Annotated in this window: 20 protein-coding genes and 1 pseudogene; 11 read left to right on the top strand and 10 right to left on the bottom strand. The window is 50.1% G+C overall.

Annotated elements, in window-relative coordinates; translation table 11 throughout:
- Nucleotides 1-7 precede the first annotated feature (7 nt).
- The 3 genes and pseudogenes from AC5JMP_RS01185 to AC5JMP_RS01175 all read right to left on the bottom strand — a co-directional run.
- Nucleotides 8-1,021: an ABC transporter ATP-binding protein gene (locus AC5JMP_RS01185; RefSeq protein ID WP_495849584.1), complete on the bottom strand. Its 1,014-nt coding sequence runs from the start codon at nt 1,019-1,021 to the stop codon at nt 8-10.
- A 56-nt stretch (nt 1,022-1,077) separates the two neighbouring features.
- On the bottom strand, nt 1,078-2,253 hold the full coding sequence (locus AC5JMP_RS01180) for an ABC transporter substrate-binding protein (protein WP_495849583.1): 1,176 nt from the start codon (nt 2,251-2,253) through the stop codon (nt 1,078-1,080).
- Between the two features lie 625 nt (nt 2,254-2,878).
- Nucleotides 2,879-3,057 (bottom strand): annotated as a pseudogene (locus AC5JMP_RS01175) (IS1 family transposase); the annotation flags it as partial.
- 642 nt (nt 3,058-3,699) lie between these two features.
- Here AC5JMP_RS01175 and AC5JMP_RS01170 point away from each other — a divergent pair.
- Both AC5JMP_RS01170 and AC5JMP_RS01165 read left to right on the top strand, forming a co-directional pair.
- Complete coding sequence (locus AC5JMP_RS01170) at nt 3,700-4,500, top strand: helix-turn-helix transcriptional regulator (protein WP_495849582.1); 801 nt, start codon at nt 3,700-3,702, stop codon at nt 4,498-4,500.
- A gap of 136 nt (nt 4,501-4,636) precedes the next feature.
- Complete coding sequence (locus AC5JMP_RS01165; RefSeq protein ID WP_495849581.1) at nt 4,637-4,993, top strand: hypothetical protein; 357 nt, start codon at nt 4,637-4,639, stop codon at nt 4,991-4,993.
- Between the two features lie 71 nt (nt 4,994-5,064).
- On the opposite strand, the gene AC5JMP_RS01160 is transcribed toward AC5JMP_RS01165, so the two are convergent.
- From AC5JMP_RS01160 to AC5JMP_RS01140, 5 genes are all read right to left on the bottom strand, one after another.
- Nucleotides 5,065-6,126 (bottom strand): fatty acid desaturase, encoded by a 1,062-nt coding sequence (locus tag AC5JMP_RS01160; RefSeq protein WP_495849580.1) that lies wholly within the window; start codon nt 6,124-6,126, stop codon nt 5,065-5,067.
- Between the two features lie 212 nt (nt 6,127-6,338).
- Nucleotides 6,339-7,031 carry a hypothetical protein gene (locus tag AC5JMP_RS01155; RefSeq protein ID WP_495849579.1) on the bottom strand — a complete coding sequence of 231 codons (693 nt, stop codon included), beginning with the start codon at nt 7,029-7,031 and terminating at the stop codon, nt 6,339-6,341.
- Nucleotides 7,032-7,182: 151 nt separating this feature from the next.
- Nucleotides 7,183-8,469: an ABC transporter ATP-binding protein gene (locus tag AC5JMP_RS01150; RefSeq protein ID WP_495849578.1), complete on the bottom strand. Its 1,287-nt coding sequence runs from the start codon at nt 8,467-8,469 to the stop codon at nt 7,183-7,185.
- A gap of 200 nt (nt 8,470-8,669) precedes the next feature.
- Nucleotides 8,670-9,560 (bottom strand): hypothetical protein, encoded by an 891-nt coding sequence (locus AC5JMP_RS01145; RefSeq protein WP_495849577.1) that lies wholly within the window; start codon nt 9,558-9,560, stop codon nt 8,670-8,672.
- Between the two features lie 94 nt (nt 9,561-9,654).
- Complete coding sequence (locus AC5JMP_RS01140; protein WP_495849576.1) at nt 9,655-10,293, bottom strand: hypothetical protein; 639 nt, start codon at nt 10,291-10,293, stop codon at nt 9,655-9,657.
- A gap of 479 nt (nt 10,294-10,772) precedes the next feature.
- On the opposite strand from AC5JMP_RS01140, the gene AC5JMP_RS01135 reads away from it, so the two are divergent.
- From AC5JMP_RS01135 to AC5JMP_RS01095, 9 genes are all read left to right on the top strand, one after another.
- Entirely contained in the window at nt 10,773-11,420 is a 648-nt protein-coding gene (locus tag AC5JMP_RS01135; protein ID WP_495849603.1) for a sugar transferase, read from the top strand.
- A gap of 302 nt (nt 11,421-11,722) precedes the next feature.
- Complete coding sequence (locus tag AC5JMP_RS01130) at nt 11,723-12,160, top strand: Rrf2 family transcriptional regulator (protein ID WP_495849575.1); 438 nt, start codon at nt 11,723-11,725, stop codon at nt 12,158-12,160.
- Between the two features lie 204 nt (nt 12,161-12,364).
- Entirely contained in the window at nt 12,365-13,075 is a 711-nt protein-coding gene (locus AC5JMP_RS01125) for a DnaJ domain-containing protein (protein WP_495849574.1), read from the top strand.
- A 178-nt stretch (nt 13,076-13,253) separates the two neighbouring features.
- Nucleotides 13,254-14,630 carry a ribosome biogenesis GTPase Der gene (gene der / locus AC5JMP_RS01120; RefSeq protein WP_495849573.1) on the top strand — a complete coding sequence of 459 codons (1,377 nt, stop codon included), beginning with the start codon at nt 13,254-13,256 and terminating at the stop codon, nt 14,628-14,630.
- Nucleotides 14,631-14,715: 85 nt separating this feature from the next.
- Nucleotides 14,716-15,651, top strand: a complete 936-nt coding sequence (locus tag AC5JMP_RS01115) for an energy-coupling factor transporter transmembrane component T family protein (protein WP_495849572.1) — start codon at nt 14,716-14,718, stop codon at nt 15,649-15,651.
- A gap of 664 nt (nt 15,652-16,315) precedes the next feature.
- Nucleotides 16,316-16,585: a transcriptional coactivator PipX gene (pipX, locus tag AC5JMP_RS01110; protein WP_495849602.1), complete on the top strand. Its 270-nt coding sequence runs from the start codon at nt 16,316-16,318 to the stop codon at nt 16,583-16,585.
- Nucleotides 16,582-17,289, top strand: a complete 708-nt coding sequence (locus tag AC5JMP_RS01105) for a YggS family pyridoxal phosphate-dependent enzyme (protein ID WP_495849571.1) — start codon at nt 16,582-16,584, stop codon at nt 17,287-17,289. Before pipX ends, AC5JMP_RS01105 begins: the two co-directional genes overlap by 4 nt.
- A gap of 195 nt (nt 17,290-17,484) precedes the next feature.
- Entirely contained in the window at nt 17,485-18,537 is a 1,053-nt protein-coding gene (gene rlmN / locus AC5JMP_RS01100; protein WP_495849601.1) for a dual-specificity RNA methyltransferase RlmN, read from the top strand.
- Nucleotides 18,538-18,792: 255 nt separating this feature from the next.
- The gene (locus AC5JMP_RS01095; protein WP_495849570.1) at nt 18,793-19,149 is read left to right on the top strand and encodes a ribosomal maturation YjgA family protein; all 357 of its coding nucleotides are present in this window, start codon (nt 18,793-18,795) and stop codon (nt 19,147-19,149) included.
- Between the two features lie 60 nt (nt 19,150-19,209).
- On the opposite strand, the gene AC5JMP_RS01090 is transcribed toward AC5JMP_RS01095, so the two are convergent.
- Entirely contained in the window at nt 19,210-20,469 is a 1,260-nt protein-coding gene (locus AC5JMP_RS01090) for a PrsW family intramembrane metalloprotease (RefSeq protein ID WP_495849569.1), read from the bottom strand.
- A 188-nt stretch (nt 20,470-20,657) separates the two neighbouring features.
- Nucleotides 20,658-21,308, bottom strand: coding sequence for a hypothetical protein (locus tag AC5JMP_RS01085; RefSeq protein WP_495849568.1), 651 nt, complete (start codon nt 21,306-21,308; stop codon nt 20,658-20,660).
- Between the last annotated feature and the right edge of the window lie 198 nt (nt 21,309-21,506).

Genomic DNA, 21,506 nt, shown 5'->3' with positions numbered 1-21,506 from the left:
GCTGCGCCTAGCTCAAAGGACAAATGTGTTCACGCTGCCAGATCAACTGCACCTTGCCCGAACGGGGGATGGCTGAGGTCGTATTCTGCTCAACAACGGTTAGATATCCGCCCTGTAGCGCTACTCGGTAGCGGGTAGATATGCCCAGATAGAGCACCTCCTGAATCTGCCCGACAGCGGAGCAAGCGTCAGGGGGGACAGGTGTTTCGAGATCCGTCATGTGAATTTTTTCTGGACGAATCGCAAACGATCGATCTGAACCGATTAGGGCTTGCGCCAAGGTGCCGTCCACCACATTAGAAACTCCCACAAAATCCGCAACAAAGGCGGTTGCTGGGCGTTCGTAGACCTCTGCCGGAACTCCAATCTGCTCGATTTTACCCCGATTAAAGACCGCTAGGCGATCGCTCAGGGTCAATGCCTCTTCTTGATCGTGGGTGACAAAGATAAAGGTAATCTCTACCCGTTTTTGAATCGCTTTGAGTTCCATCTGCATTTGCTGCCTCAGCTTTAGATCTAAAGCGCCCAAAGGTTCATCTAGCAATAGAACCTGCGGTTCGTTGATCAGGGCACGAGCCAGAGCCACCCGTTGGCGTTGCCCTCCTGAGAGTTGAGAGGGTTTTCGCTGCATCATTCCGCCTAACTGCACCAGTTCTAGCATCTCCTCGACTCGCTTCTGGCGCTCTTGCTTGGGCGTTTTCTTGAGCATTAAGCTGTAGCCCACATTCTCGCCAACGGTCATGTGAGGAAACAGAGCATAGTCTTGAAAAACGGTATTAACGTTTCGTTCATAGGGGGGAAGGCTAGCGGCTTCCTGCCCCAAAAGACGGATACTGCCAGAATTAGGCTGATCAAAACCCGCAATCAATCTGAGACAGGTCGTTTTGCCCGAACCTGAGGGACCCAATAGCGAAAAAAACTCTCCCTGATCAACCGTAAAGCTGAGATCATCTACGGCTCTCATGGCTTCAAACTGACGAGTGACATGGACAAACTCAACGGCTGGAAGCTTTTCAGTCATAGAGTTTATTACTTACTACCAAGCTTATTTACTACCAAGCTTATTTGCTGCCAAGCTTATTTGCTGCCAATGATGGCGATGTAGCTAGAGACCCACTTAGAGTAAGGAACACATTTCTTTTCCCCATCGCACATAGCAACAGGAGTGCGCCAGAAGCTAATTTTCTCAAAGTTTTCAGAGCCATTGGTTGCGCACCCTTCCGCCCCAAGCAATGCGTTTCCTTTACAGGCAGCAGGCACGACGGGAACAGACCCAAACCAGGCAGCAACATCGCCTTGAACCTTGGGCGAGAGCGAATGCTCCAGCCATTTGTAGGCGCAATTGGGATGCTGTGCCTGAGTGTGCACCATGGTGGTGTCTGCCCAGCCCGTTGCCCCTTCAAGGGGGATAGTACTGTCAATAGGCGATTCCTTGCTCTTGAGCAAGTTTACCTGAAAGGGCCAGGCGCTAGAAGCCACGACCCCCTCGCTGACAAAATCATCGACTTGCACATTGGCATCATGCCAGTATCGACCGATAAGCTGACGCTGTCCTTTGAGAAGGGCGATCGCTGCATCAAATTGCGCTTGATTCAGCTCGTAGGGGTCGGTAATACCCAATTCCGGCTGATGCTCCTTGAGATACAAAGCTGCATCAGCAATGTAAATAGCCCCATCGTAGGCTTGTACCCGACCCTTGTTGGATTTGCCATCTGGAAGCTGCTGTTCTCTAAAAACCACATCCCAGCTTGTGGGTGGCTTAGGGAAAGTTTGGGTATTGTACATCAGCACATTGGAACCCCACTGGTAGGGCACACCATAGTGCTTACCCTCTAACGTATGCCAAGGAGCATCCTGCAATCGAGGATCAACAGTTTTCCAGCTAGGAATTAGATCTGTATTGACTTGCTGGACTTTGCCACCTGCGATCAGGCGTTGAGTGGCATCTCCACTAGCCGTCACCAGATCATAGCCACCTTGATTCATCAGCGTTACCATTTCGTCAGAAGTTGCCGCCGTTTTCACATTAACCTTGCAACCTGTGCCATTCTCAAAGCCTGTCACCCAGTCATAGCTTTCGTCAGTTTCGCCGCGCTCAATGTAACCCGGCCAAGCCAGGATTGAGAGCTTTCCTTCGCCTGCGCCAAGGCTCTGAAGCGGTACATTAGCACCCGGCGAGAGAGCCAGCGACGGATCGCAAACTGCATTAACCAGCATGAGGAAAGTCAAAAGCAGGGAAAGAAATTTTTTCATAAAACTCTTCTAGGCGGCAATGAAGCGAGTACCGATAACTTTATAGCAACCGCCAAGGCGGTTAGGACGGGGACATTTTTGGTGGAGCGCTTCGCGCTCCACCAAAAATGTCCCCAGCAAACTGGCGACAGCTATGCTTTAATGCTCCATCTTCGATGCTCAGTAGCCTCAGGAGTCATTGCTATGATTTCTCTGATTCTTCTGTCATCTTTGTTGAGCGTAATGCTGGTCTGACGCAACAGTGTTCAGGGCTAGTGGGACAAAACTTTGCTTCTCTGGGCATTTTGTTTCCCTATACAATCGCAAGACTCCGATAGTTTGTCAACACTGGCATTGTCCATTATGGAGTCAGGTTGAACTGATACCAATTTAAGACACAAACAGGGCAGATGATTTTTGAGAGCCGCGCTCCGCGCGGCTCTCAAAAAATAACTCATTGGATCTGGGCGCGTAGCGCTATATTTTAGAACGATCGCCATTGCAGCGCCTTTCCGCAAGAAATTCTGGAGCAGGCAGTCAGAGCTACGATCGCTTTAACATTTTTATTAATACTGCAATGCGAGTCGAGTATCTTGCGATCGAATGTGAGCAGCCAGCGCCTATTGATCTTGTAATAATTGCAGCGCTACACCAATAATAATGAGCTGTAGGGGTGAACGAAGCACCCGATTATACCGATGTGATTCTCTAGTTTTTTGGAAAATAACAGGGTCTTGCGAACCAGTCTTTAAACCCGTTGGCTAAGGTGCAGTTGAGCCATTCAATGTAGCAGGTTTTACCACTCTCTTTGCCGAGGCTTTGATGTCAATTACTGGAGAATACCTGACGCTGACCAGAACTGTTCCCTTGATTGCCAACAAATGACCCCATCTCGTCACACTGAATTATTAAGCGCATTTAAGTTGATGAGGCGGCAGATAATTTTTTATCTGTCCTGTTTGGGTCTTAGATTGATATGAGATACGTCTTGGTTCGTTTTTAGACGTGATTAACATCAATGCCTCAAAGCCTGATTACGGAAACTTGAAACAATTGATAACAGGCGCTTCCACGAAGTTCTAATTGAATACCTGAACTCGAAAAATGAGGGTGGCGATCGGGCATTTTGCTAATCCGGATGAAATTGAAAATTAATTAAATTAAAATCTAACCAATTTTTCAACTGGTCGAGTTTAGATCACCGAACTTGGCTGAGATTAGAACGCTTTTCCGGAAAGAATAGGCGCAGTTGTTGTAGTGGCATAGGACGGCATCTGCTCAACTGTCCAGGTGATTTTTACTTAGTTTAAGCCTCTCAGGACGAACAGCATCATTAGGTTTCCGTAAGTTCTCTGTTGTTACTTGGGTTAGCGTACAGCAACTTTTGCTCTCTATGCGCCGTCCTAGACTGTCATATGTTGGAGTTCTTAAGAGGCATCTACCGTTCATTAGCGAAAAGCCCCCATCATGATGAACCCTGCAATCACAACTTCCAACACATTAGCCGTTGACAAACCAGTTGCCGACAAGCCGACTAGCAAATCGACCCGATCGCTGGCAAAGTCTCATTCTCAACAAAGTTCCGTTCCTGAAAATGCATCTCTAAAAACGTCACCTGTGGAAACGATCGTGAAACCGTTAACCTTTCAGTCACCTGCCCAATTACCTGTTCAATCACCTGCCCAATCACCTGTTCAATCACCTGCATCCACTCTCCAAGGTTCACCCATTCAGAGGCTAGATAATAACCTCACCCTGCTTCAGGGTGTAGTAGAAGGTCTGCCAGACGGCATTATGATCCTGAGCGATCGCGGCGAACTAACCTATGACAATAGCTGTGCCCGCCAGATTTGCCAAAATTTACTTGCCACTGCAAACTCAGCTAGCGTTCCTCTCCAGATTTGGCGCTGCTGCCATGCCTTAATGGATAGCCGCCAAATTGCGCAAGCCATTGTTATTGAAGATGAAATTCAAACTGAGGCAGGAACAACCATACGGATTCGAGTTCGCTGGTTAGATCCTGGCGTAGAGCATTCTTCATTCTTAGTAACGTTAGAAGATCAGCAGCAGTCGGCTCAGTACCGAGCCTATGCCGAAGCCCAGCGCTATAGCCTAACTGAACGCGAAACTGAAGTTTGGGTGTTAAAACGAATCGGACTGACCTATAAAGCGATCGCTGCCAAACTTTATATCGCCGAAGATACGGTCAAAAAACATATCAAAAATATTCACGCCCGTCGAGATGCCGCCCACTGGGCAAATGGTTAACGCTGTTTTGAAGGGTGCGCGCTGCGCACCTTTCAAAACAGTTTGCATAGGATAGAGCGAAGAGTTTGAGTTGCCCCCTCACCTCGATCGCGCGTTATGTCCCCCAAACAGACTGTAGATCTCCAGGAGTAGCCCCATGAACAATGCCCAATACGGATTGCCCTTTACACATTCAGAAGTTTGGCTCTCACAATCAGGAGCCGCCTACCGCGCTGATGCTCAGCGACCTCCTGCTGAACCCTGCGTCAATAGTCCAGTTCACATAATCCAGAATTCCTACCGTCATGAGCAGGCGATCGAGGTAGAGGTGATTGAGGTAGAGGCACTCCAGACTGAGGCAGTAGAAATGCAGGCGATCGAAATGCAGCGCATTGTCCACGAAGTTCAGCCCGTTCAATCTAACTCTGCTCAGTCTTCCGTCCAACCCATCCCCGCTCAAGATCCGAACCCCGGACTGCTGGATATCGGATTTTGGCTAAATTTACCTGAATAATTGGCGCTTTCAAAAAATAAAGGGGGATTAAGCTTCTCTTAATCCCCCTTCTGAATCTCAATCTCTAGCTTTTAGGCGTGAGGTGCAGCTTGCCGATATTCCTCAAAGGACTGATAGTTGCGATCGCCTTCATAAAGATGACATTGCTCCACAATTTCCTGCATTAGCCCCAGAGAAAACTGTCGCTCTTGGATGTATTCACCCCAGTTTTCTTTCAAAATGCGATGCGCCATCCGCAAATTATAGGAAGGAATCGCCGTTGAAATGTGGTGCGGCACATGCACATTAATATCGTGGCAAAGAAACTCAATCCAGCGAGGATAGTCGCAGTGGACGGTACCCGCAAGCTGTGCCATTGCCTCGTTCCACTGAGCCGATGGCGTAAAGGGAATCTCGGCATCGGTGTGATGCACTAGCGTAAAGGTACTCATCCAGAAGTGGTACACCATCCAGGGCATTAACCAGAATTTCACGAAGCCCCAGATGCCTGTTGTAATGATGAGCAGGGGAAAAACGATCGCCGCAAAAATTACCACGGATGCGATCGATAACTTCACCTTGTCTCGATCCTTGGGTGCAAAGTTAGCCAGATCAAAGTGCATCAAACCCCAATGGGCGATCGACCCAACCCACCAAAACCAGCCCCGGATTGCCTCATAGCCCTGGCGTTTCACCGTACCAATGTTTTCATAAACCTCGGTCGTGAAGGGTTGCCAAGCGTTATCTACCTCCAGCTTATTGGTATGGGCATGGTGGTAGTTGTGCAAGATTCGCCAGCTGTGAAAGGGATAGATCAGAGGCGCCATCATTACATGCCCCACGAGATCATTGACCCAGCGGCGGTTGGCAAAAGAGCGATGCCCACAGTCATGCCCGACGACAAACCATCCGGTGAGGGCAGTGCCCGTGTAGATCCAGGCGATCGGCAATAAGTACCAAGGGGAATAGGCAAGGAAGAGATAGCCGATCGCAGTCATCACCACTGTGACTAAAGCAGTCATCCAGGCTTTAACGCGGTTCTTCTGAAAGCACTCTCTAGGCAGCGTTTGTAAAATGTGTCTCAGTTTCAAGGCGGAAGGATCGGGAACTGCGGCAGATGCCGAATTGTCAATCTTTGCCGTCGATATCGTCATGAATTAGAAAACTCTCTGGGTATAAGAAAAAAGGACATACAAAAAGACCGCGAAAACTGGCATTTGCCTACTGGCAGCAAAGAGTGCCAAGGTTGCACAGCCACGAGTCAATTACACAATTATTTGTGCAATATTTGTGCAATGAGGGGAAACATCAGCCATCACACAGATGTGCCCTCATCAGTATACCTTTGCTTAATACTCCTTAATCTTTACTCATCATAATAATCCACCTGTCTCGGCGGCTTAATTCGGGCACGAGCAGGCGACAAAAGCTGAGGCTGTTCTGCAAAATTATAGGGAGTTGGTACAGGGTGTACCACATGTACTGTTCGGGTCTGACGACGGCGCGACGACATCATCACCACCACAATTACCCCAATCAAAACGATGCCGCCGCCCATCAAAACGATGAGGATCACTCCACCGCCAATCCAAAGAGCTGTCTGAATCTGTCCAGAGGACTGATCGTTACGGAGAAGTGCAGTCGGGTCGATCGACTTTTGATCTGCCATTTTGTCAATCAGGCGCTGCTGTTCCTGTAGCTGAGCAATTAGCTGTTCTGTGCTGCGCTGCTGCTTTTCCAACTGACTGCGCAGTTCTTCTGACTGACTTTCTTGCTTTTCAAGCTGAGTCTTGATGTCTTGAGTGTCGCTCTGCTGTTGACGAAACTGGTCAGTCAGCTCTCGCGCAATCCCCTGCTGCTGCTCAACCTGGGTTTGCAGCTTCCACCCCTGACCTGGATCTTGAAACACACCTGATGCCTGCGAAGGTGCGATCACGGGTTCTACGAGAGGCGCCTGCAAAACTCTCGGCTGACTGATCGCCAAGTCATTTTTCAACAAAAACAGAGCCGCAACCCCTGTGACAGCACAACCCGCTAAAAATGCCGCAGTATCAGCCATTGTTTTCTACCTCTACACCACGGCTGGGTTATGGAAAAGCTCAATTCCCAACTCGCTCACCTAAAACGGCAACTTTGCTATCTAATACTAGCAACTTGCCGCAGGAATGACCCACTATATCTTGTGTCCGTAGGATACTTTTGGGACAAATTTACGCAATTCTTACGGTAGATTCAGGGTCGAACAAATGGATTTTGTCGATCGCCATAGATAGCCACAGCATTTCTCCCAAGCTAACGCTGCGATCCGGTTCGGTTCTGACCTGCAAAACCAGCCTTTCGGCATTAGCAGATTCTGCAAGGCTGACCGTCAAATAGGTCTCACTGCCCAATGCCTCAATGTGATCGACCCGAACAGGCAGATTTTTAGGAGCAGGTAGGCTGACGCTGAGATGTTCGGGACGAATGCCTAGGGTAAGCGATCGCCCATCATAGGGCTTCAAAGCTTGCTCCCAGTTCTCAGGCAGCGTCACCCGAAACTGCGGATGCTGGATCAACAGCGGTGCCTTCACCTGGATGGGGAGAAAGTTCATGGGTGGTGAGCCAATAAATTCTGCTACGAATCGATTTGCCGGATAGTTATACAGCTCTAGGGGTGAAGCAAGCTGCTGAATTTGTCCGGCGTTCATCACGGCAATGCGATCGCCCATGGTCATTGCCTCAGTCTGGTCGTGGGTGACATAGATGGTCGTTGTGCCTAACTTGCGCTGAAGGTTGACAATTTGCGTCCGGGTTTCATTTCGCAACTTAGCGTCTAGGTTAGACAACGGCTCATCCATCAAAAACACCTGGGGACTGCGCGCCATGGCTCGACCTAGCGCCACACGCTGCTTTTGTCCGCCCGACAGCTGCTTGGGATAGCGATCGAGCAAAGCATCAATTTGCAGCATTTGGGCAACGGTCATGACTCGTTGAGTGATGGCACGCTCTTCTTCCGACTGGTATTGCAGGTTGCGAGGCAAAAAGCGAGTGACGCTGACCAGCAGGCGTTCTGCCCAGGAGGAGCGGGGGTTGTCTTCTGCGCCCACCGATCGCCGCAGTCCAAATGCCAGGTTGTCATGCACCGTCATATGAGGGTAAAGGGCGTAGCTCTGAAACACCATGGCAATATCGCGCTGTTTAGGCGGCAGGTTATTGACGAGGCGATCGCCTACCCAAATGTTGCCGCCTGTGATGCTCTCCAGTCCAGCGATCAGGCGCAGCAGCGTACTTTTGCCGCAGCCCGAAGGCCCCACCAGCACCATGAATTCGCCATCCTGAATAGAGAGGTTGATTCGCCGCAAAACGCTGACAGCTGAGCCTTCATGGCTTCTCTTTTCAAAATCTTTTTTAGGCGCTCCAGTTTCGGGTATTCCAGTCTCAGGTATTTCAGCGCGAATCTTGCTACCCAGTTGACGTGAAAAGCTTTTATAAATGTTCTCAATGACAACCTGCGCCACAATCACCTGCTTCAGATTATTTCTTGCCTGTAATTGGAAAGTTTAGCCGGAACTCTGGCGATTGCAACCCGTAGAGAGCGATCTTGCAAAAGATATCCGGGTATTGGCTTGCAGTTTCAATAAAAAGAGATGCTGAGTCAGCATCCCTTTTTATTGAAAACCGTTCAGCGAACAGTCTTCCGAACATGAGGTTAAGAGCGCTAGATTTCAGCAACCGATCGCTCAATCAAGCGATGCGCCAGGGTTTGAATGCCAGTGTGCTGATAGTACTTGACGTACATATCTAGGAAAGCCCCCAGGTAATCCAGCTTGTCTTTGGAGATATCCACAAATTTGGAGAGGTTGTCAACCACGCGATCGGGAGTCAATGCCTTAGAGGAGACGAAGTTATCCATCCAGCCTTTGGTAGACTCAAAGCTCTCGGTAATGAAGCCCAACTGTCCAGCGGAGTTGCCGCCTGGGATGAGTTCCCGAACTCCCTTGAAGGTTTGGTTGTGCTCCAAGTCAGAAGGCGACATGCCTTTAATTACCGACAAGCCTTTTGAGGCAAAGTCAGGCCCTAGCGGAATCAGACCGTCAAAGCAGACCAGAGCCGCCATCCGCATCAGAGATTCGCCGCCGTAGTCTTTGAGAGCCGATAGGAAATCGCCAATGCTGTCACCTGGAATGCCGTTAATCTGGCAAAAGGCAACCAGTTCTACGACCAGCTTGACGCAGAGGTCGATGCTCTGAGCCTTCTCAGGCTTGGGCGTGAGATTTTTCAAAATTCCCAAAAACGAGATATCTTGCCCCACTTTGTTTGCCAGAGCTGCCGCACCCAGAGCGCCCGAAGCCGCATCTACGGTTTGGTACAGCCACAGGGCGCGCTGATATCCTTCGTGCTTATCGTTGTAGAGCGTCACGGCGCGATCGCCAATCTGCTTGATCAAAGCCGGATCGGTTTCGCCCGTCACGGCAGTAATGGTCTTCTCAAAACCTACCAGGTTTTGCCACTGTCCTGGAATCACCCAGTCTAGGGACTTTAACGCCATCACCGTCATGCCGCCAGTGGGCAGATGGTCAACGTGGTCGTAAATTGCTTTGTCGCTCATAATATTCTCCTGATGTTGTAAGGTATCCAGGAACTCTACACTTTGCCCTACTAAGTCAGGAGCGCTCTAAGTTGAGCGCTCCTTAAAGTTAACCTTATGTTGGGTTGAGAGCGGGCTGAAGCTTGCCAGGGAGTGCTGGGGCGGTCTTAGGTACTTGAGCCTTGGGTGCTTGGACTTTAGGCAAACTTGAGGTAGCGGCGGGCAGCTTAGCCAAACCACGCAAATTGATTTTCTGAATCCAGGCAGCGCGATCTGCCTTAGAAAAAGCAGGATCACGAGACAGGACTTTAACCTGATAGCGGTTGTTGACTAAAACGGCCGTGCCAGTCGTGCCTTGCTCTACTGTGGGATAGCCAGCGATCGTCGCGGTGCTGCTCTGAAATTTAGTGGCTGCTGTAGGGTTGCCCACGGTGTCATTAATGGACAGCACGGCAACATTCTTGCCGCCCTTGTTAACTTTATATTCTGCAAAACCGTTCTTTTCTTGTGCCGGAACGACTTCATAGCCGCTCACGGAGTCTGGGAAAAACTTATTAAAGGTGCTTCCCTGCTCGGCTCCCTTAGCCACGGCAGCAGGTGCATTTCGCTTAGAAGTCTCTTCTTGAGTCTTAGCAAATTGGGAGGGTTCAGATTGGCTGCAAGCAGAAACCAGCACAACCAAGCTGAGTAAAATAGGAACAAATACTTTACGCCAGTGCGTAAAAAAGCGGGTGGACAAACGAGCGGAAATCATAACCTAGCTCCTAACACAGGACGAAGCGATCTCATTTTCTCTTGCATTCGACAGGTCTCGAATGGGTACGCATAAAGAATTAATGATCTATTTTTGTATCGTTCCCATATCGTTGCAGTCAGCGTTGCCAGAATGCTCTATCCCCAGAGAGATCCAGGGTCGCAAAAGCCGATCTTTGCGGTGAGCAAGAACGTGCATTTGTTGCTGCCACCTGAATTAACGATCGCACAGTGTTCTGCGTCTGGCTAAGAGGCTCGCCCTAGATGGCTCTTTTTCCGCCGTTCACATTGGAACTTTATAAAAGTCTGACTTAATTCAAAGATTAGGCGAATCCACTGACTTTCACTACCTGCTGTCGGAGAGCGGCTCTTATAGTTTCAGTAATGGTGACTAGCCCCCAACCAGTTTACCTGTAAGGAGCACTGCAATCTGTGATTACCACCTCTGACTTCCTGAAATCCTCGTCACTTGACTCATCTATGCTGGCTCGCCCACAAGAGATTTCCAATACCAAGCAGGTGCATCCTTCGGTTACTAGTAAAGCTAAGCGTCTTATGGACATTGTTGGCGCGCTGGTTGGCTTGGCGATTACGACCCTGGTTGCTATTCCTGTAGCGATCGCCAACCGATTCGATGATCAAGGCCCTCTCCTCTACAGCCAAATTCGCTGCGGACTCAATGGCAAAACCTTCCGCATCTGGAAGTTTCGCTCGATGGTCAAAGATGCCGATCGCCTCAAGCATCTCGTTCACAACGAGGCAAAAGGTAACATTTTCAAGAACCGTAATGACCCTAGAATTACTCGTGTCGGTCGATTTCTACGCAAGACCAGCCTGGATGAACTTCCCCAATTTTGGAACGTGTTAAAGGGTGAAATGAGTCTAGTTGGCACTCGTCCGCCCACGGTTGATGAAGTGATGAAGTACGAGCGCCACCACTTTCAGCGCTTGGTTGTCAAACCTGGAATTACAGGCGAATGGCAAGCCAACGGTCGCTCTACCGTAGAAGATTTTGAACAAATTGTGCAGATGGATATCGCTTACCAAGAAAAGTGGTCTGTTGCCTATGACTTCATCCTGATTCTGAAAACCATCAAGGCTGTTCTAGTCAAAGACGGTGCGTTCTAAGGCTTTTTTCAAGCCTTGGTTCTGAGCCGCTAAAGAGAAGATTGGAATATTGCAGGATTGGAATAAGTTTTGCAGAGTGCATAGACTTGGCTAGTTTAAGTCTTTGTAACCTCCGTCCCCCAGGGTTAGCTAAATCTTGGGGGATTTTTTATGCCAAATTTTAAGACCCAAACAAGGCAGATGATTTCTGAGTGCCGCCTTATCAATTTAAAGGCTAGGTTTACCTAAAAATCACAAGAATGGTCATACCCCAGTGGAGAACCGGAGTATACTCAAGAAGACCCTACTCAAACTCTAATAACGTGGAATTGTCCTGTAAGAGTGAATACGCATTGCTAGCCCTACTAGAACTAGCAACGCAACATAGCAATGGCGAACCTCTACAAATTCGCCAGATCGCTGCCGAGCAGAATATCCCCGATCGCTATCTTGAGCAGCTATTGGCAGCGCTGAGGCGGGCCGGGATTGTGCGGAGTCAGCGCGGGGCAAGAGGCGGATACTTTCTGGCACGAGAGCCTTGGAAAATTACGCTTTTAGAAGTGCTGAGCTGTATTGAAGGCGCAGAATCTCGACCGACTGAAGCTAGTCGAGAAACAAAGTCTGTAGAAGGCATGATTATCAGAGAAATTTGGCAGGAGTCTGGTCGTGCAGCTGATGCAGTGTTGCAGAAATACACCCTGCAAGATTTAGCTGAAAAACGCAGCTCTCGACGGCAATTAGATCTCATGTACTATATTTAAGCTGAGTCGGCTAAAGGTTGCGATAGCAGAGCAGCAGTTCTCATTGTGGATTTCATATCGGAGAGTTCGCGCCTTGCGGTCGCGAACTCCCCCAATACAGCCCGAACAAAGTCCGCCTGCTGCGGGTTTTGCTTCAAAGTGAGAATTGCTGATAGCAGAGGCTTCAGCTTTATGGGATGCGAGGATGAGCGATAGAATATTTGAATGGCAGAAACGTATTACGACACTCTAAAGGTTAGCCAGACGGCAACACAGTCTGAAATTAAGCAAGCCTACCGCTTGCTGGCGAAGCGCTTTCATCCTGATGTGAGTCAGGATGCTACTAGCCACGAACGAATAACTGAGATCAATGCTGCCTACGAAATTCTTAGCGATTCTCGTCAACGCCAGTCCTACGATCGCCAGTTGACCTATGAAAGCCAGGGGCGATCGCGACCTGCTGCAACTGCTGAAGAGCGCCATGAGAGAGCTGCCGCCGCTCACAAACGTCATCGTCAGGCGCAAGCAGGGCGGAACAGCGACGAGCAGCTTCAGCTCTGGCTGAGTCGAGTCTACCAACCTGTCAATCGACTCATCGGGCAGATCATTAGTCCCTTGAAAGCGCAAATTAACCAACTGGCGGCTGACCCGTTTGACGACGACCTGTTAGAAGACTTCCAGGCTTATTTGGAAGATTGTCGTACCTCGCTACAGCGCGGTCAGCAGGTATTTCGATCGGTTCCCAATCCTCCAGCCCTAGCTGGGGTTGCCGCTCATCTCTACTATTGCTTGAATCAGGTGAGCGATGGGATTGATGAGCTAGAGCGCTTTGTTAGCAGTTACGACGATCACTATCTGCACACGGGGCAAGAGCTATTTCGGATTGCATCTGGCTTGCGACGAGAAGCTCAGGCTGCAATTCGAGAGCTTGCTTAGCACAAACTCAGGCATAAAAAACGGCTTGTCTAGATAAAAATCGGCAAATTGTGGTTTGAAAACTACAGAATGGGATTTTCTAAGCCACAATAGTTAGGGGCGATCCACTGAACACAGCATTCAACTGCGTAAGCTTTCAACGGACTCCTGCTTTCTTTCTATTTTTAGTTCTTGTCCTATGGCTCTTCCTGTTGTTGCTATTATTGGTCGCCCGAATGTGGGCAAATCGACTCTGGTCAATCGTTTGACTGGCATGATGGATGCGATCGTCCATGATGAACCCGGCGTCACCCGCGATCGCACTTACCGAGAAGCCTTCTGGCGCGATCGAGACTTCATGGTGGTCGATACAGGGGGGCTGGTGTTTGACGACGATACTGAATTTTTGCCCCTGATCCGCGAACAGGCGATGCTGGCGCTAGCCGAATCCTGTGCCGCCATTATGGTGGTGGACGGCAAAGAAGGGCCTAACGCCTCGGACGAAACGATCGCCATGTGGCTACGACAGCAGTCTGTCCCGGTTCTACTGGCAGTCAACAAGTGCGAGTCGGTCGATCAGGGCTTGATGCAGGCTTCAGAATTTTGGACGCTGGGCTTGGGCGAACCCTATGCCGTTTCGGGTATTCACGGCAACGGCACCGGAGAGCTATTGGATGAGCTAGTCAACCATCTGCCGACCACAGATATTCTGGAAGAAAGGGACGAAATTCGGGTGGCGATCGTCGGCCGTCCGAACGTGGGCAAATCCAGCTTGCTGAATGCTTTTGTGGGTGAGAGTCGAGCGATCGTCAGCCCTATTTCTGGCACGACTCGCGACACGATCGACATGATGGTTGAGCGGGGAGAACAGCGCTATCGACTGATTGACACGGCAGGTATTCGCAAGAAGAAGCAGGTAGAGTACGGCCCTGAATTCTTTGGCATTAACCGTGCTTTCAAGGCAATTCGCCGCGCTGACGTGGTGCTGCTGGTGATTGATGCCTTAGATGGAGTCACTGAGCAGGATCAGAAGTTGGCAGGACGAATTGCCGAAGATGGGCGAGCCTGTGTGATAGTGGTCAACAAGTGGGATGCGGTGGAAAAAGATGCCTACACCATTTACGAATACGACAAGCAGATGAAGGATCGCTTGCACTTTACCGACTGGGCTGAGACGGTCTACGTCAGCGCCATGACGGGGCAGCGGGTCGAAAAAATTCTGGATTTGGTGGATACGGCGGCTGAGCAACATAAGCGACGTGTCACCACAGCCGTGATTAATGAGGTAATTGGGGAGGCTCTGAGCTGGCATACACCCCCCACAACTCGCCAAGGGCGCCAGGGCAGAATTTACTATGGCACGCAGGTCACCAGCCAGCCTCCAACGATCGCCCTCTTCATCAATGATCCTAAGCTGTTTGGAGATACCTTCCGCCGCTATATGGAGGGGCAGTTCCGTAAGCATCTTGGCTTTACGGGCACGCCGCTGAAGATCCTGTGGCGCGGCAAAAAAATCCGAGAAGTGGAGCGTAGCCCTAACCGTGCCGTCAAGGTGAAGACAAACGCCACTCTCTGATTAAGGGAAGAGAATAGACCTCTGGCAAATGTTCTCTTAACTCAGGGTTTTAAAGTGCTGTATTTAGTGCAACGGATTTAGTGCGATGGATTTGCTGCGATCGCTGCCCATTGGGCTGTACCTTGAGCAGCCCATTACCTGGCTGCATCGAATTGATGCCAGAGTCAAGCTACTTTGGTTAGTGGCTTTTTTAATCACGCCCATTGCGGCAAATCCTTACTGGCGAGTGGCGATCGTCGTCAGCTTGCTGTTGCTAACCCTTAGCACTTGGCTCCCCTTTCGGGTCTGGCGACAGCAGATGGGATTGGTGACAGTCTTTAGCCTGCTGCTGTTTGGCATCACCATGTTTGCGCCAGATGGAATTGCGACCCTCAGCCAGCCCCGCCTACCGATGGATGATCTGGCTCTAGCGCTGAATCAAATTCAGATCGCCCCCAGCACAGCTCTAAAAACCTCAGTTCCGGCATTGCCTCAGCCCACTAATTACGGCGAATATTTCTTACTCGATCGGGGCATTGTGCGCGTCACACGTCGCTCTCTAGAACTGGCGATCCGGGCGGCGACACTGATGTTTACGCTGATCTATAGCGCTAACCTCTATCTGCTGACGACTGCGCCGGAAGAAATTGCGGCAGCGCTGGAAAGCTTGATGCGACCGCTGCGACGCTTTAATCTGCCTGTAACTGAGATTATTTTGACGCTGACTCTATCGCTGCGGTTTATTCCGCTTGTGTTGGAGGAGGTGCAAAATTTGGTGCGATCGGTACGGACGAGAGCTATTAACTGGAAAAAACTGGGATTTCGTAGCTCTACTCAAGTTTGGGTGATGATTGCCGAGCGGCTGATCGACAACCTGTTAGTACGGGCGGAGCAAATTGCTAGCGCTATGCAGGTTCGCGGCTTTACTAGCCCTAGTCAACATCAAGTAAAATGGCACCAGTTTAAGCTTAAACTCACCGACTGGTTGGCAATTGTGGGAATTGGTATTTTTCTGGTGGCTCGTGTCATGGTGGGTCGGTAGCACGGGCATTTCGCGATTGAATCCAAAATTAGGAATTAAAGATATCTCTGGCTGTGGCGAGGTTAGGTGGGTGGGTTGCGAAGTTTAATCCATCAACAGTTTGAGCGAAAGCGCTACAATTTATGTGACAAGGCAGTACAGTCTTGTTAGCAAATGATCCTTTCGTTCCACAAATTTCGCACAATATCAAGTTCAGTCATTACAGATCCAACTATTTTTGACGGTGGGTGAATTACGGTTGGCTGAGATTGATAGAGAAGTTAGCAGAGAAATGACAGAGAAAAAGCTAATTGTCTAACTTCCCTGCCGTTTAACTGTTATTGGCGCATCAAATTTAGGCAGAAGATTCAATAGCTATTCAATCTGCTCAAACGTCTCAGTAAATATGAGTTGGCAGAAAGCATTCTCGAAAATTCCGGCGATCGCTAAAATCCCAGCTGCCGTGGGTACTCTAATCCTGAGTCCTAACTCTAGATCTTAGATCCTGGCTTTAGCCCGAAGAAACAGCCTGCACTCGCTGAAGAAATATTTGTCCGCATCTGAGTTATTTTATGCAAATCACAAAATAACTTCTGCGTTGTTCTCAAAATTTGCTTCAATCATAGGTATTCATAAATTAAATTCGATGCGAGAACCTATTACACCCGATGTCGTTAAAGCTCGAATGAGTACCGAAACATATCTCAATCATCCGACATTTGGTTTGTTATTCAGAGTTTGTGTCGTCGATGAACAGCGAGAGCTATTTGCAACGCTCTATGCTCAACGCCTATTCTTCGTGGTGACGACGGGTAAAGATGGCATTCAATTTGATGCCATTGGTCGCACAGATTCCCGTATCTTGGTCGAAGGTCGGATGCGAGAGTTGCGACGGACAGGGCAGACCCAAGAATATACCAAGCTTCAGGCAGCTCATAAGCAGACGTTCCAATGATTTCCTCTCCGCTCAGTCAATTTGGCGATCGCCTGAGTCAAATTCGTCAAACCTTGCCGCAGACCGTGAGGCTGATTGCCGTAACGAAGCAGATTTCGCCTGAGATGATGCGGATTGCCTACGAGGCTGGAATTCGGGATTTTGGCGAGAACCGCATTCAGGAAGCAGAGGATAAGCAGGAACAGTTACGGGATTTGACGGACGTAACCTGGCATCTGATTGGGCATTTGCAGAGCAATAAAGCGGCTAAGGCACTAGAGCTTTTTTCTTGGATTCATTCAGTTGATAGCCTCAAACTCGCCCAACGCTTGAATCAAATTGCGGAGTCCTCATCGGAGCAGCCCAAAATCTGCAAGCCTAAAATTTTTCTTCAAGTCAAGCTCCTGCCTGATCCCAATAAATTTGGCTGGAGCGCGGCTGAGCTTTTGACTGATCTGCCCTTGCTAGATCAATGTATTCACCTGGATATTGCAGGGCTAATGTCTATCCCTCCCTACGGACTAGACTCCTCGAAAACGCAGTCTGTTTTTACCCAGACGCGGGATTTGGCAGAAGAAATTCGCCAGCAAACTCGTCAGCACAACTTCCGCCATATCCAGATGCGGGAGCTGTCTATGGGGATGTCAGACGACTATCTTCTGGCGATACAGGCTGGAGCAACGATGATTCGGCTGGGGCGAACTCTGTTTGGCGATCGCGCCTAATTCTTCTTTACCCTTAATTCTCCCTTACCATAGATAGGGTTAAGCATCCGAAATTTCTTGTTTTCAGCTATGTCTTCCAGTTCTCTTGAATCCAGTCCGCTTGAATCCAGTCAAGCTGTACTGCCTCTGGCGCTCGTGACCCCATCTCAGCCTAAGCCCCTGCTAGGACGATCGCTGGCAGAGCTGACCGACTGGATGCAGCAGCAGGGGCAGCCTGCCTATCGCGGCAAGCAGCTCCATCAGTGGATTTATCAGCAGGGAGCGCGATCGATCGCCGATATTTCGGTGTTTCCTAAGCAGTGGCGATCGGAGCTAGCAAATTCTGGTCTGGCTGACGTAGAAATCGGGCGGTCGACCCTACACTACCGATCTGAAGCTCCTGACGGCACGGTCAAGTTTTTGCTGAAGCTCTCGGATGGTCAAATTGTTGAGGCGGTCGGCATTCCCACCTCTAAAAGGGGCGGAGCAAGAGAGGCAGGAGAATGGGGTGAGGGCGAAATCAAGCATATTCCGGCTGAAATCGATCGCCTGACGGTTTGCGTTTCATCTCAGGTGGGTTGTCCGATGGCGTGCGACTTTTGCGCGACGGGCAAGGGCGGCTTTCAGCGTAATCTCGAAACCCATGAGATTGTCGATCAGGTGCTAACGGTGCAGGAAGATTTTGGGCACCGGGTCAGCAATATTGTGTTTATGGGCATGGGAGAACCCCTGCTAAATACCGATAACGTGTTGGAGGCAGTGCGATCGCTCAATCAGGACGTAGGCATTGGGCAGCGATCGATCACGCTCTCCACCGTCGGCATTCCGGGGCGAATTCGCCGTCTTGCCGAGCAGCAGCTCCAGGTAACACTTGCTGTGAGTCTACACGCTTCTAACCAAGCCTTGCGAGAGCAGCTTATTCCCAGCGCCCATGCTTATTCGATAGAGGCGCTGCTGAGCGAATGCCGAGACTATGTAAAGGCGACCGGACGACGCGTAACGTTTGAGTACGTATTGCTGGCAGATGTGAACGATCGCCCCAGCCACGCGGCGGAACTGGCGACCCATTTGCGCGGTTTTCAGAGCCATGTCAACCTGATTCCCTACAACCCCATTAACGAGGTAGATTATCAGCGTCCCGATTCTCGACGGGTGCAGGCTTTCATTCAGGCACTACGATCGCACCATATTTCGACAACGGTGCGGTGGTCGAGAGGGCTGGAGGCCGATGCGGCCTGCGGTCAGCTCAGAGCTTCCAATAGCAGGTAATTTGCTCTCAGAAGCCCGCTTACGGCAATTTTCAATTGCATAAATCACAGTTATTTTTGTAGAAGCCTCCCTCCGCACGGCTTCTACAAAAATAACCCACACTTAACCAAGCGCAAAGCGCTGTAATTCATCGGTCTAGAATGAAACGAAAGGAAAGCAACCTCTGACAATGCCGCTTTTGGGGTGCGTCACGGCTGTTGTTGCAGAATGCTTTAAACCGTCACCGCCTTCTATTGCAGAGTGCCTTAAAAACGCATGATCAAATTTAATGTCAAGTATTTCTGGCTGACGATCTTACTGTTTCTGATTGAAACTTTAATCGCCGTTTTTCTAACCGATCGCTTCATTCGTCCCTTCGTTGGCGATGTTTTGGTGGTTATCCTCATCTACTGCTTCATCAAAGCATTCTGGCAAATTCGCCCAAGCACTGCGATCGCCTTCGTGTTTGCTTTCGCCTGCATCATTGAAGGGCTTCAATTCCTCAATTTTGTCGATAGGTTAGGGCTACGAGACAATCAGCTGATTGCCACGATGCTTGGCACCACCTTTGATGGAAAAGATATTCTGGCCTATGCGATCGGTGCAATCCTGGTACTTGTCGCAGAAAGATGACTCCTACTCGAAGAGCCTGCTCACTAAGCAACAGACAGGTAGTACGGCATGAATGGGGCTTCAAACTGCTACAGGGCTGGCTGATTCGCGCAGGTGCGCCAGTTCTTCTCGCCAAGATTCGACCAGTGGATCTGTGTCGGGCGAACCATTGGTCTGTTTAACTCGCCATTTACGGAAGGCCAATTCATCCTGGGCTTTGACAATAGCCAGAGCGGTGCGGCGACTGTATCCGGGGATGTGGCGCGTTTTGAATAGGCGATCGCCCTTGACCTGCTCATACTCATCGGGCTTAATGATGGGTTCTCGCTCATCCGCCAGTTCATCGCGAATCACCTGCCGCTCCCAAATGCCGCTCTGCCAAATCATGACAACGGCGATCGCTACAAAGGGAAAGAGCAGGATCAGGTTTTGCACACTGCCTTTGACTAGGCCAACCCACAGCGGCGGGTCGATTAGCACAATCCCCTTTGAGGTTGCCTCTGTTTGGGTCACTTGACCACCTCCCAGCACAATCAGCAGAGTGATCAGTAGACCGATGCCATTGTTTACAAAGTGAGCCAAAAAGGCAAGCAGCCAGCCACCGATCGGGGCGGCATAGCGCAGCCAGGCTCGTGCCGTTTGCCGCGCCAGCCCTAGCCCTAACCCAAACAGGCTGGTGTAGAGCGCGTGCCCGCCTAATCCCAGCAGAGAGTGGCGCATCGCCAATTGCCCACCCCAGGGCGCAACGCCCGTCTCAGAAAAGACCTTGGCTACGTAGAAAGGCGCTTCTAAAAAATTGAACCCCAGCCCGACCAGCGCCCCATAGATAAAGCCATCCCGAACGCTGTCAAACTCTGAGCGCAGCAGCCAAAATACCAGCAGCAAACCCACGCCCTTGGTGGTTTCTTCCACAATCGGCCCCGCCAGCGGAGCGGCGATCGCCATCTTGGCGTTTTCCCCAAGCAGCTCCTGAATTTCAGGGTGCAGCGTCAGAACCTGTCCAACCCATTGGATGATGGTGGCATTAATGGGTTGAGCGACCCCGGTGGCAATCAGCGCTCCCCACAAAAACACCAAAACGTAGAGCCAGACTGACTCAGGCTCACGGCGATCGAGAAACCACAAAATCGCCAGGGGGATGATTGAGAGCAGCCCACCCCAGACCATCGCCAACCCAAAAACTCTCAGTGCCTCAGGGGTCAGCGGCGTCAAGATGTTTGTGACAATCACGTGGGTGCTGATGGCCACCAGCACCGCTAGCGCGATCGCGGCAAATTTGGCGAACTTGGGACGGCTTAGTGGTGAGCCGTAGAGCAGTCTAGCATTGGCATCTAGTGTCATATTTAATCTCGCAGCCGTCGATTAGGATATGTGGTAGAGGGTAGAAAGCTGAGGGCTGATAACCCATGCAAAAAGGTTTTAAGGATTAGAAATTGTCCTAACCCTTCCAACGATTGCATGTAGGCAGCGGCAACGCCGCAAATCAAAAGCACCTGACATTTCGCCAAGCACTTTTATGGGTAGAAGCCTTAGCAAGGCTCTACCGATGGGTCGCACATGGTGCTAGGGTCTTCCCCAACAAAGACCGGGTCAATCGTGTAGTCATAGAAGGTGTCTCCGGTGACTTCATTAAAAACATAAACCTGACCCGTACTGGGAGTCAGCACAACGCGCACCCGTCCATCCGTGCCCGAATAATCTGGCCCTGGCAGTTTGGTCAGCGTGCCTCGAAAGTTGAATTCTGCTTCGGTAATTTGAATATTGATGTGGTTGTAGTCGATCACCGTGGTGTAGGTGACTGGGTTGCCGCTGTTGCTGCTACTGGCAGAGGGAATGCCTGCGGTATCCCAGTAAACGTAGATCGATTGGTCGGCAAGCCGATAAATTTGACCGCGATCGCCCAACCCAGATTGCCGATAGGCTGCTTGACCATTTTGATCAAGATAATTGCCAGGTTGATCGCCCGTGGGGGCTAGGTCGTAGCGGCGGCCATTTTCTAGTTGAATTCCAACGTTGCCCTGTCGCTGCGAAAAGGTGCAAGCCGTGACGGCAGATGCCCGGTCTTCGCCACGAGGGTAAATGTCACAACGCGCATCAACGGTCTGTGCCTGGACGGCAAACGGAACTGTGGAAGACACAACGGCAGCGATCGCTGCCCAAACGATAGGTCGGATATTCATGTTGAACCTCAAAATTTTGCTTTACTTTGATTTATGAGAATCTCGAAACTGTTTGTAGAGATGAACAGGTAGAGCTGGAAAGGATTATACATGCCTTATCCTCTCTCAAAAACTTAAGCCCTGATTCTTGTGACAATTGTGACAGGAATCAGGGCTTTTTAGACCTTTTACGGACAGCCGAGTAGGGATAAACTGAAC

Source organism: Drouetiella sp. (genome assembly GCF_059504425.1).
This window is presented reverse-complemented; position numbering and strand designations above follow the sequence as displayed.

Bases quoted from the DNA above. Each gene is read 5' to 3' on its own strand.
- AC5JMP_RS01185 (WP_495849584.1), bottom strand. From the start codon at position 1,021: ATGACTGAAAAGCTTCCAGCCGTTGAGTTTGTCCATGTCACTCGTCAG.
- AC5JMP_RS01180 (WP_495849583.1), bottom strand. From the start codon at position 2,253: ATGAAAAAATTTCTTTCCCTGCTTTTGACTTTCCTCATGCTGGTTAAT.
- AC5JMP_RS01170 (WP_495849582.1), top strand. From the start codon at position 3,700: ATGATGAACCCTGCAATCACAACTTCCAACACATTAGCCGTTGACAAA.
- AC5JMP_RS01165 (WP_495849581.1), top strand. From the start codon at position 4,637: ATGAACAATGCCCAATACGGATTGCCCTTTACACATTCAGAAGTTTGG.
- AC5JMP_RS01160 (WP_495849580.1), bottom strand. From the start codon at position 6,126: ATGACGATATCGACGGCAAAGATTGACAATTCGGCATCTGCCGCAGTT.
- AC5JMP_RS01155 (WP_495849579.1), bottom strand. From the start codon at position 7,031: ATGGCTGATACTGCGGCATTTTTAGCGGGTTGTGCTGTCACAGGGGTT.
- AC5JMP_RS01145 (WP_495849577.1), bottom strand. From the start codon at position 9,560: ATGAGCGACAAAGCAATTTACGACCACGTTGACCATCTGCCCACTGGC.
- AC5JMP_RS01140 (WP_495849576.1), bottom strand. From the start codon at position 10,293: ATGATTTCCGCTCGTTTGTCCACCCGCTTTTTTACGCACTGGCGTAAA.
- AC5JMP_RS01135 (WP_495849603.1), top strand. From the start codon at position 10,773: ATGCTGGCTCGCCCACAAGAGATTTCCAATACCAAGCAGGTGCATCCT.
- AC5JMP_RS01125 (WP_495849574.1), top strand. From the start codon at position 12,365: ATGGCAGAAACGTATTACGACACTCTAAAGGTTAGCCAGACGGCAACA.
- der (WP_495849573.1), top strand. From the start codon at position 13,254: ATGGCTCTTCCTGTTGTTGCTATTATTGGTCGCCCGAATGTGGGCAAA.
- AC5JMP_RS01115 (WP_495849572.1), top strand. From the start codon at position 14,716: ATGGATTTGCTGCGATCGCTGCCCATTGGGCTGTACCTTGAGCAGCCC.
- pipX (WP_495849602.1), top strand. From the start codon at position 16,316: ATGAGTACCGAAACATATCTCAATCATCCGACATTTGGTTTGTTATTC.
- AC5JMP_RS01105 (WP_495849571.1), top strand. From the start codon at position 16,582: ATGATTTCCTCTCCGCTCAGTCAATTTGGCGATCGCCTGAGTCAAATT.
- rlmN (WP_495849601.1), top strand. From the start codon at position 17,485: ATGCAGCAGCAGGGGCAGCCTGCCTATCGCGGCAAGCAGCTCCATCAG.
- AC5JMP_RS01095 (WP_495849570.1), top strand. From the start codon at position 18,793: ATGATCAAATTTAATGTCAAGTATTTCTGGCTGACGATCTTACTGTTT.
- AC5JMP_RS01090 (WP_495849569.1), bottom strand. From the start codon at position 20,469: ATGACACTAGATGCCAATGCTAGACTGCTCTACGGCTCACCACTAAGC.
- AC5JMP_RS01085 (WP_495849568.1), bottom strand. From the start codon at position 21,308: ATGAATATCCGACCTATCGTTTGGGCAGCGATCGCTGCCGTTGTGTCT.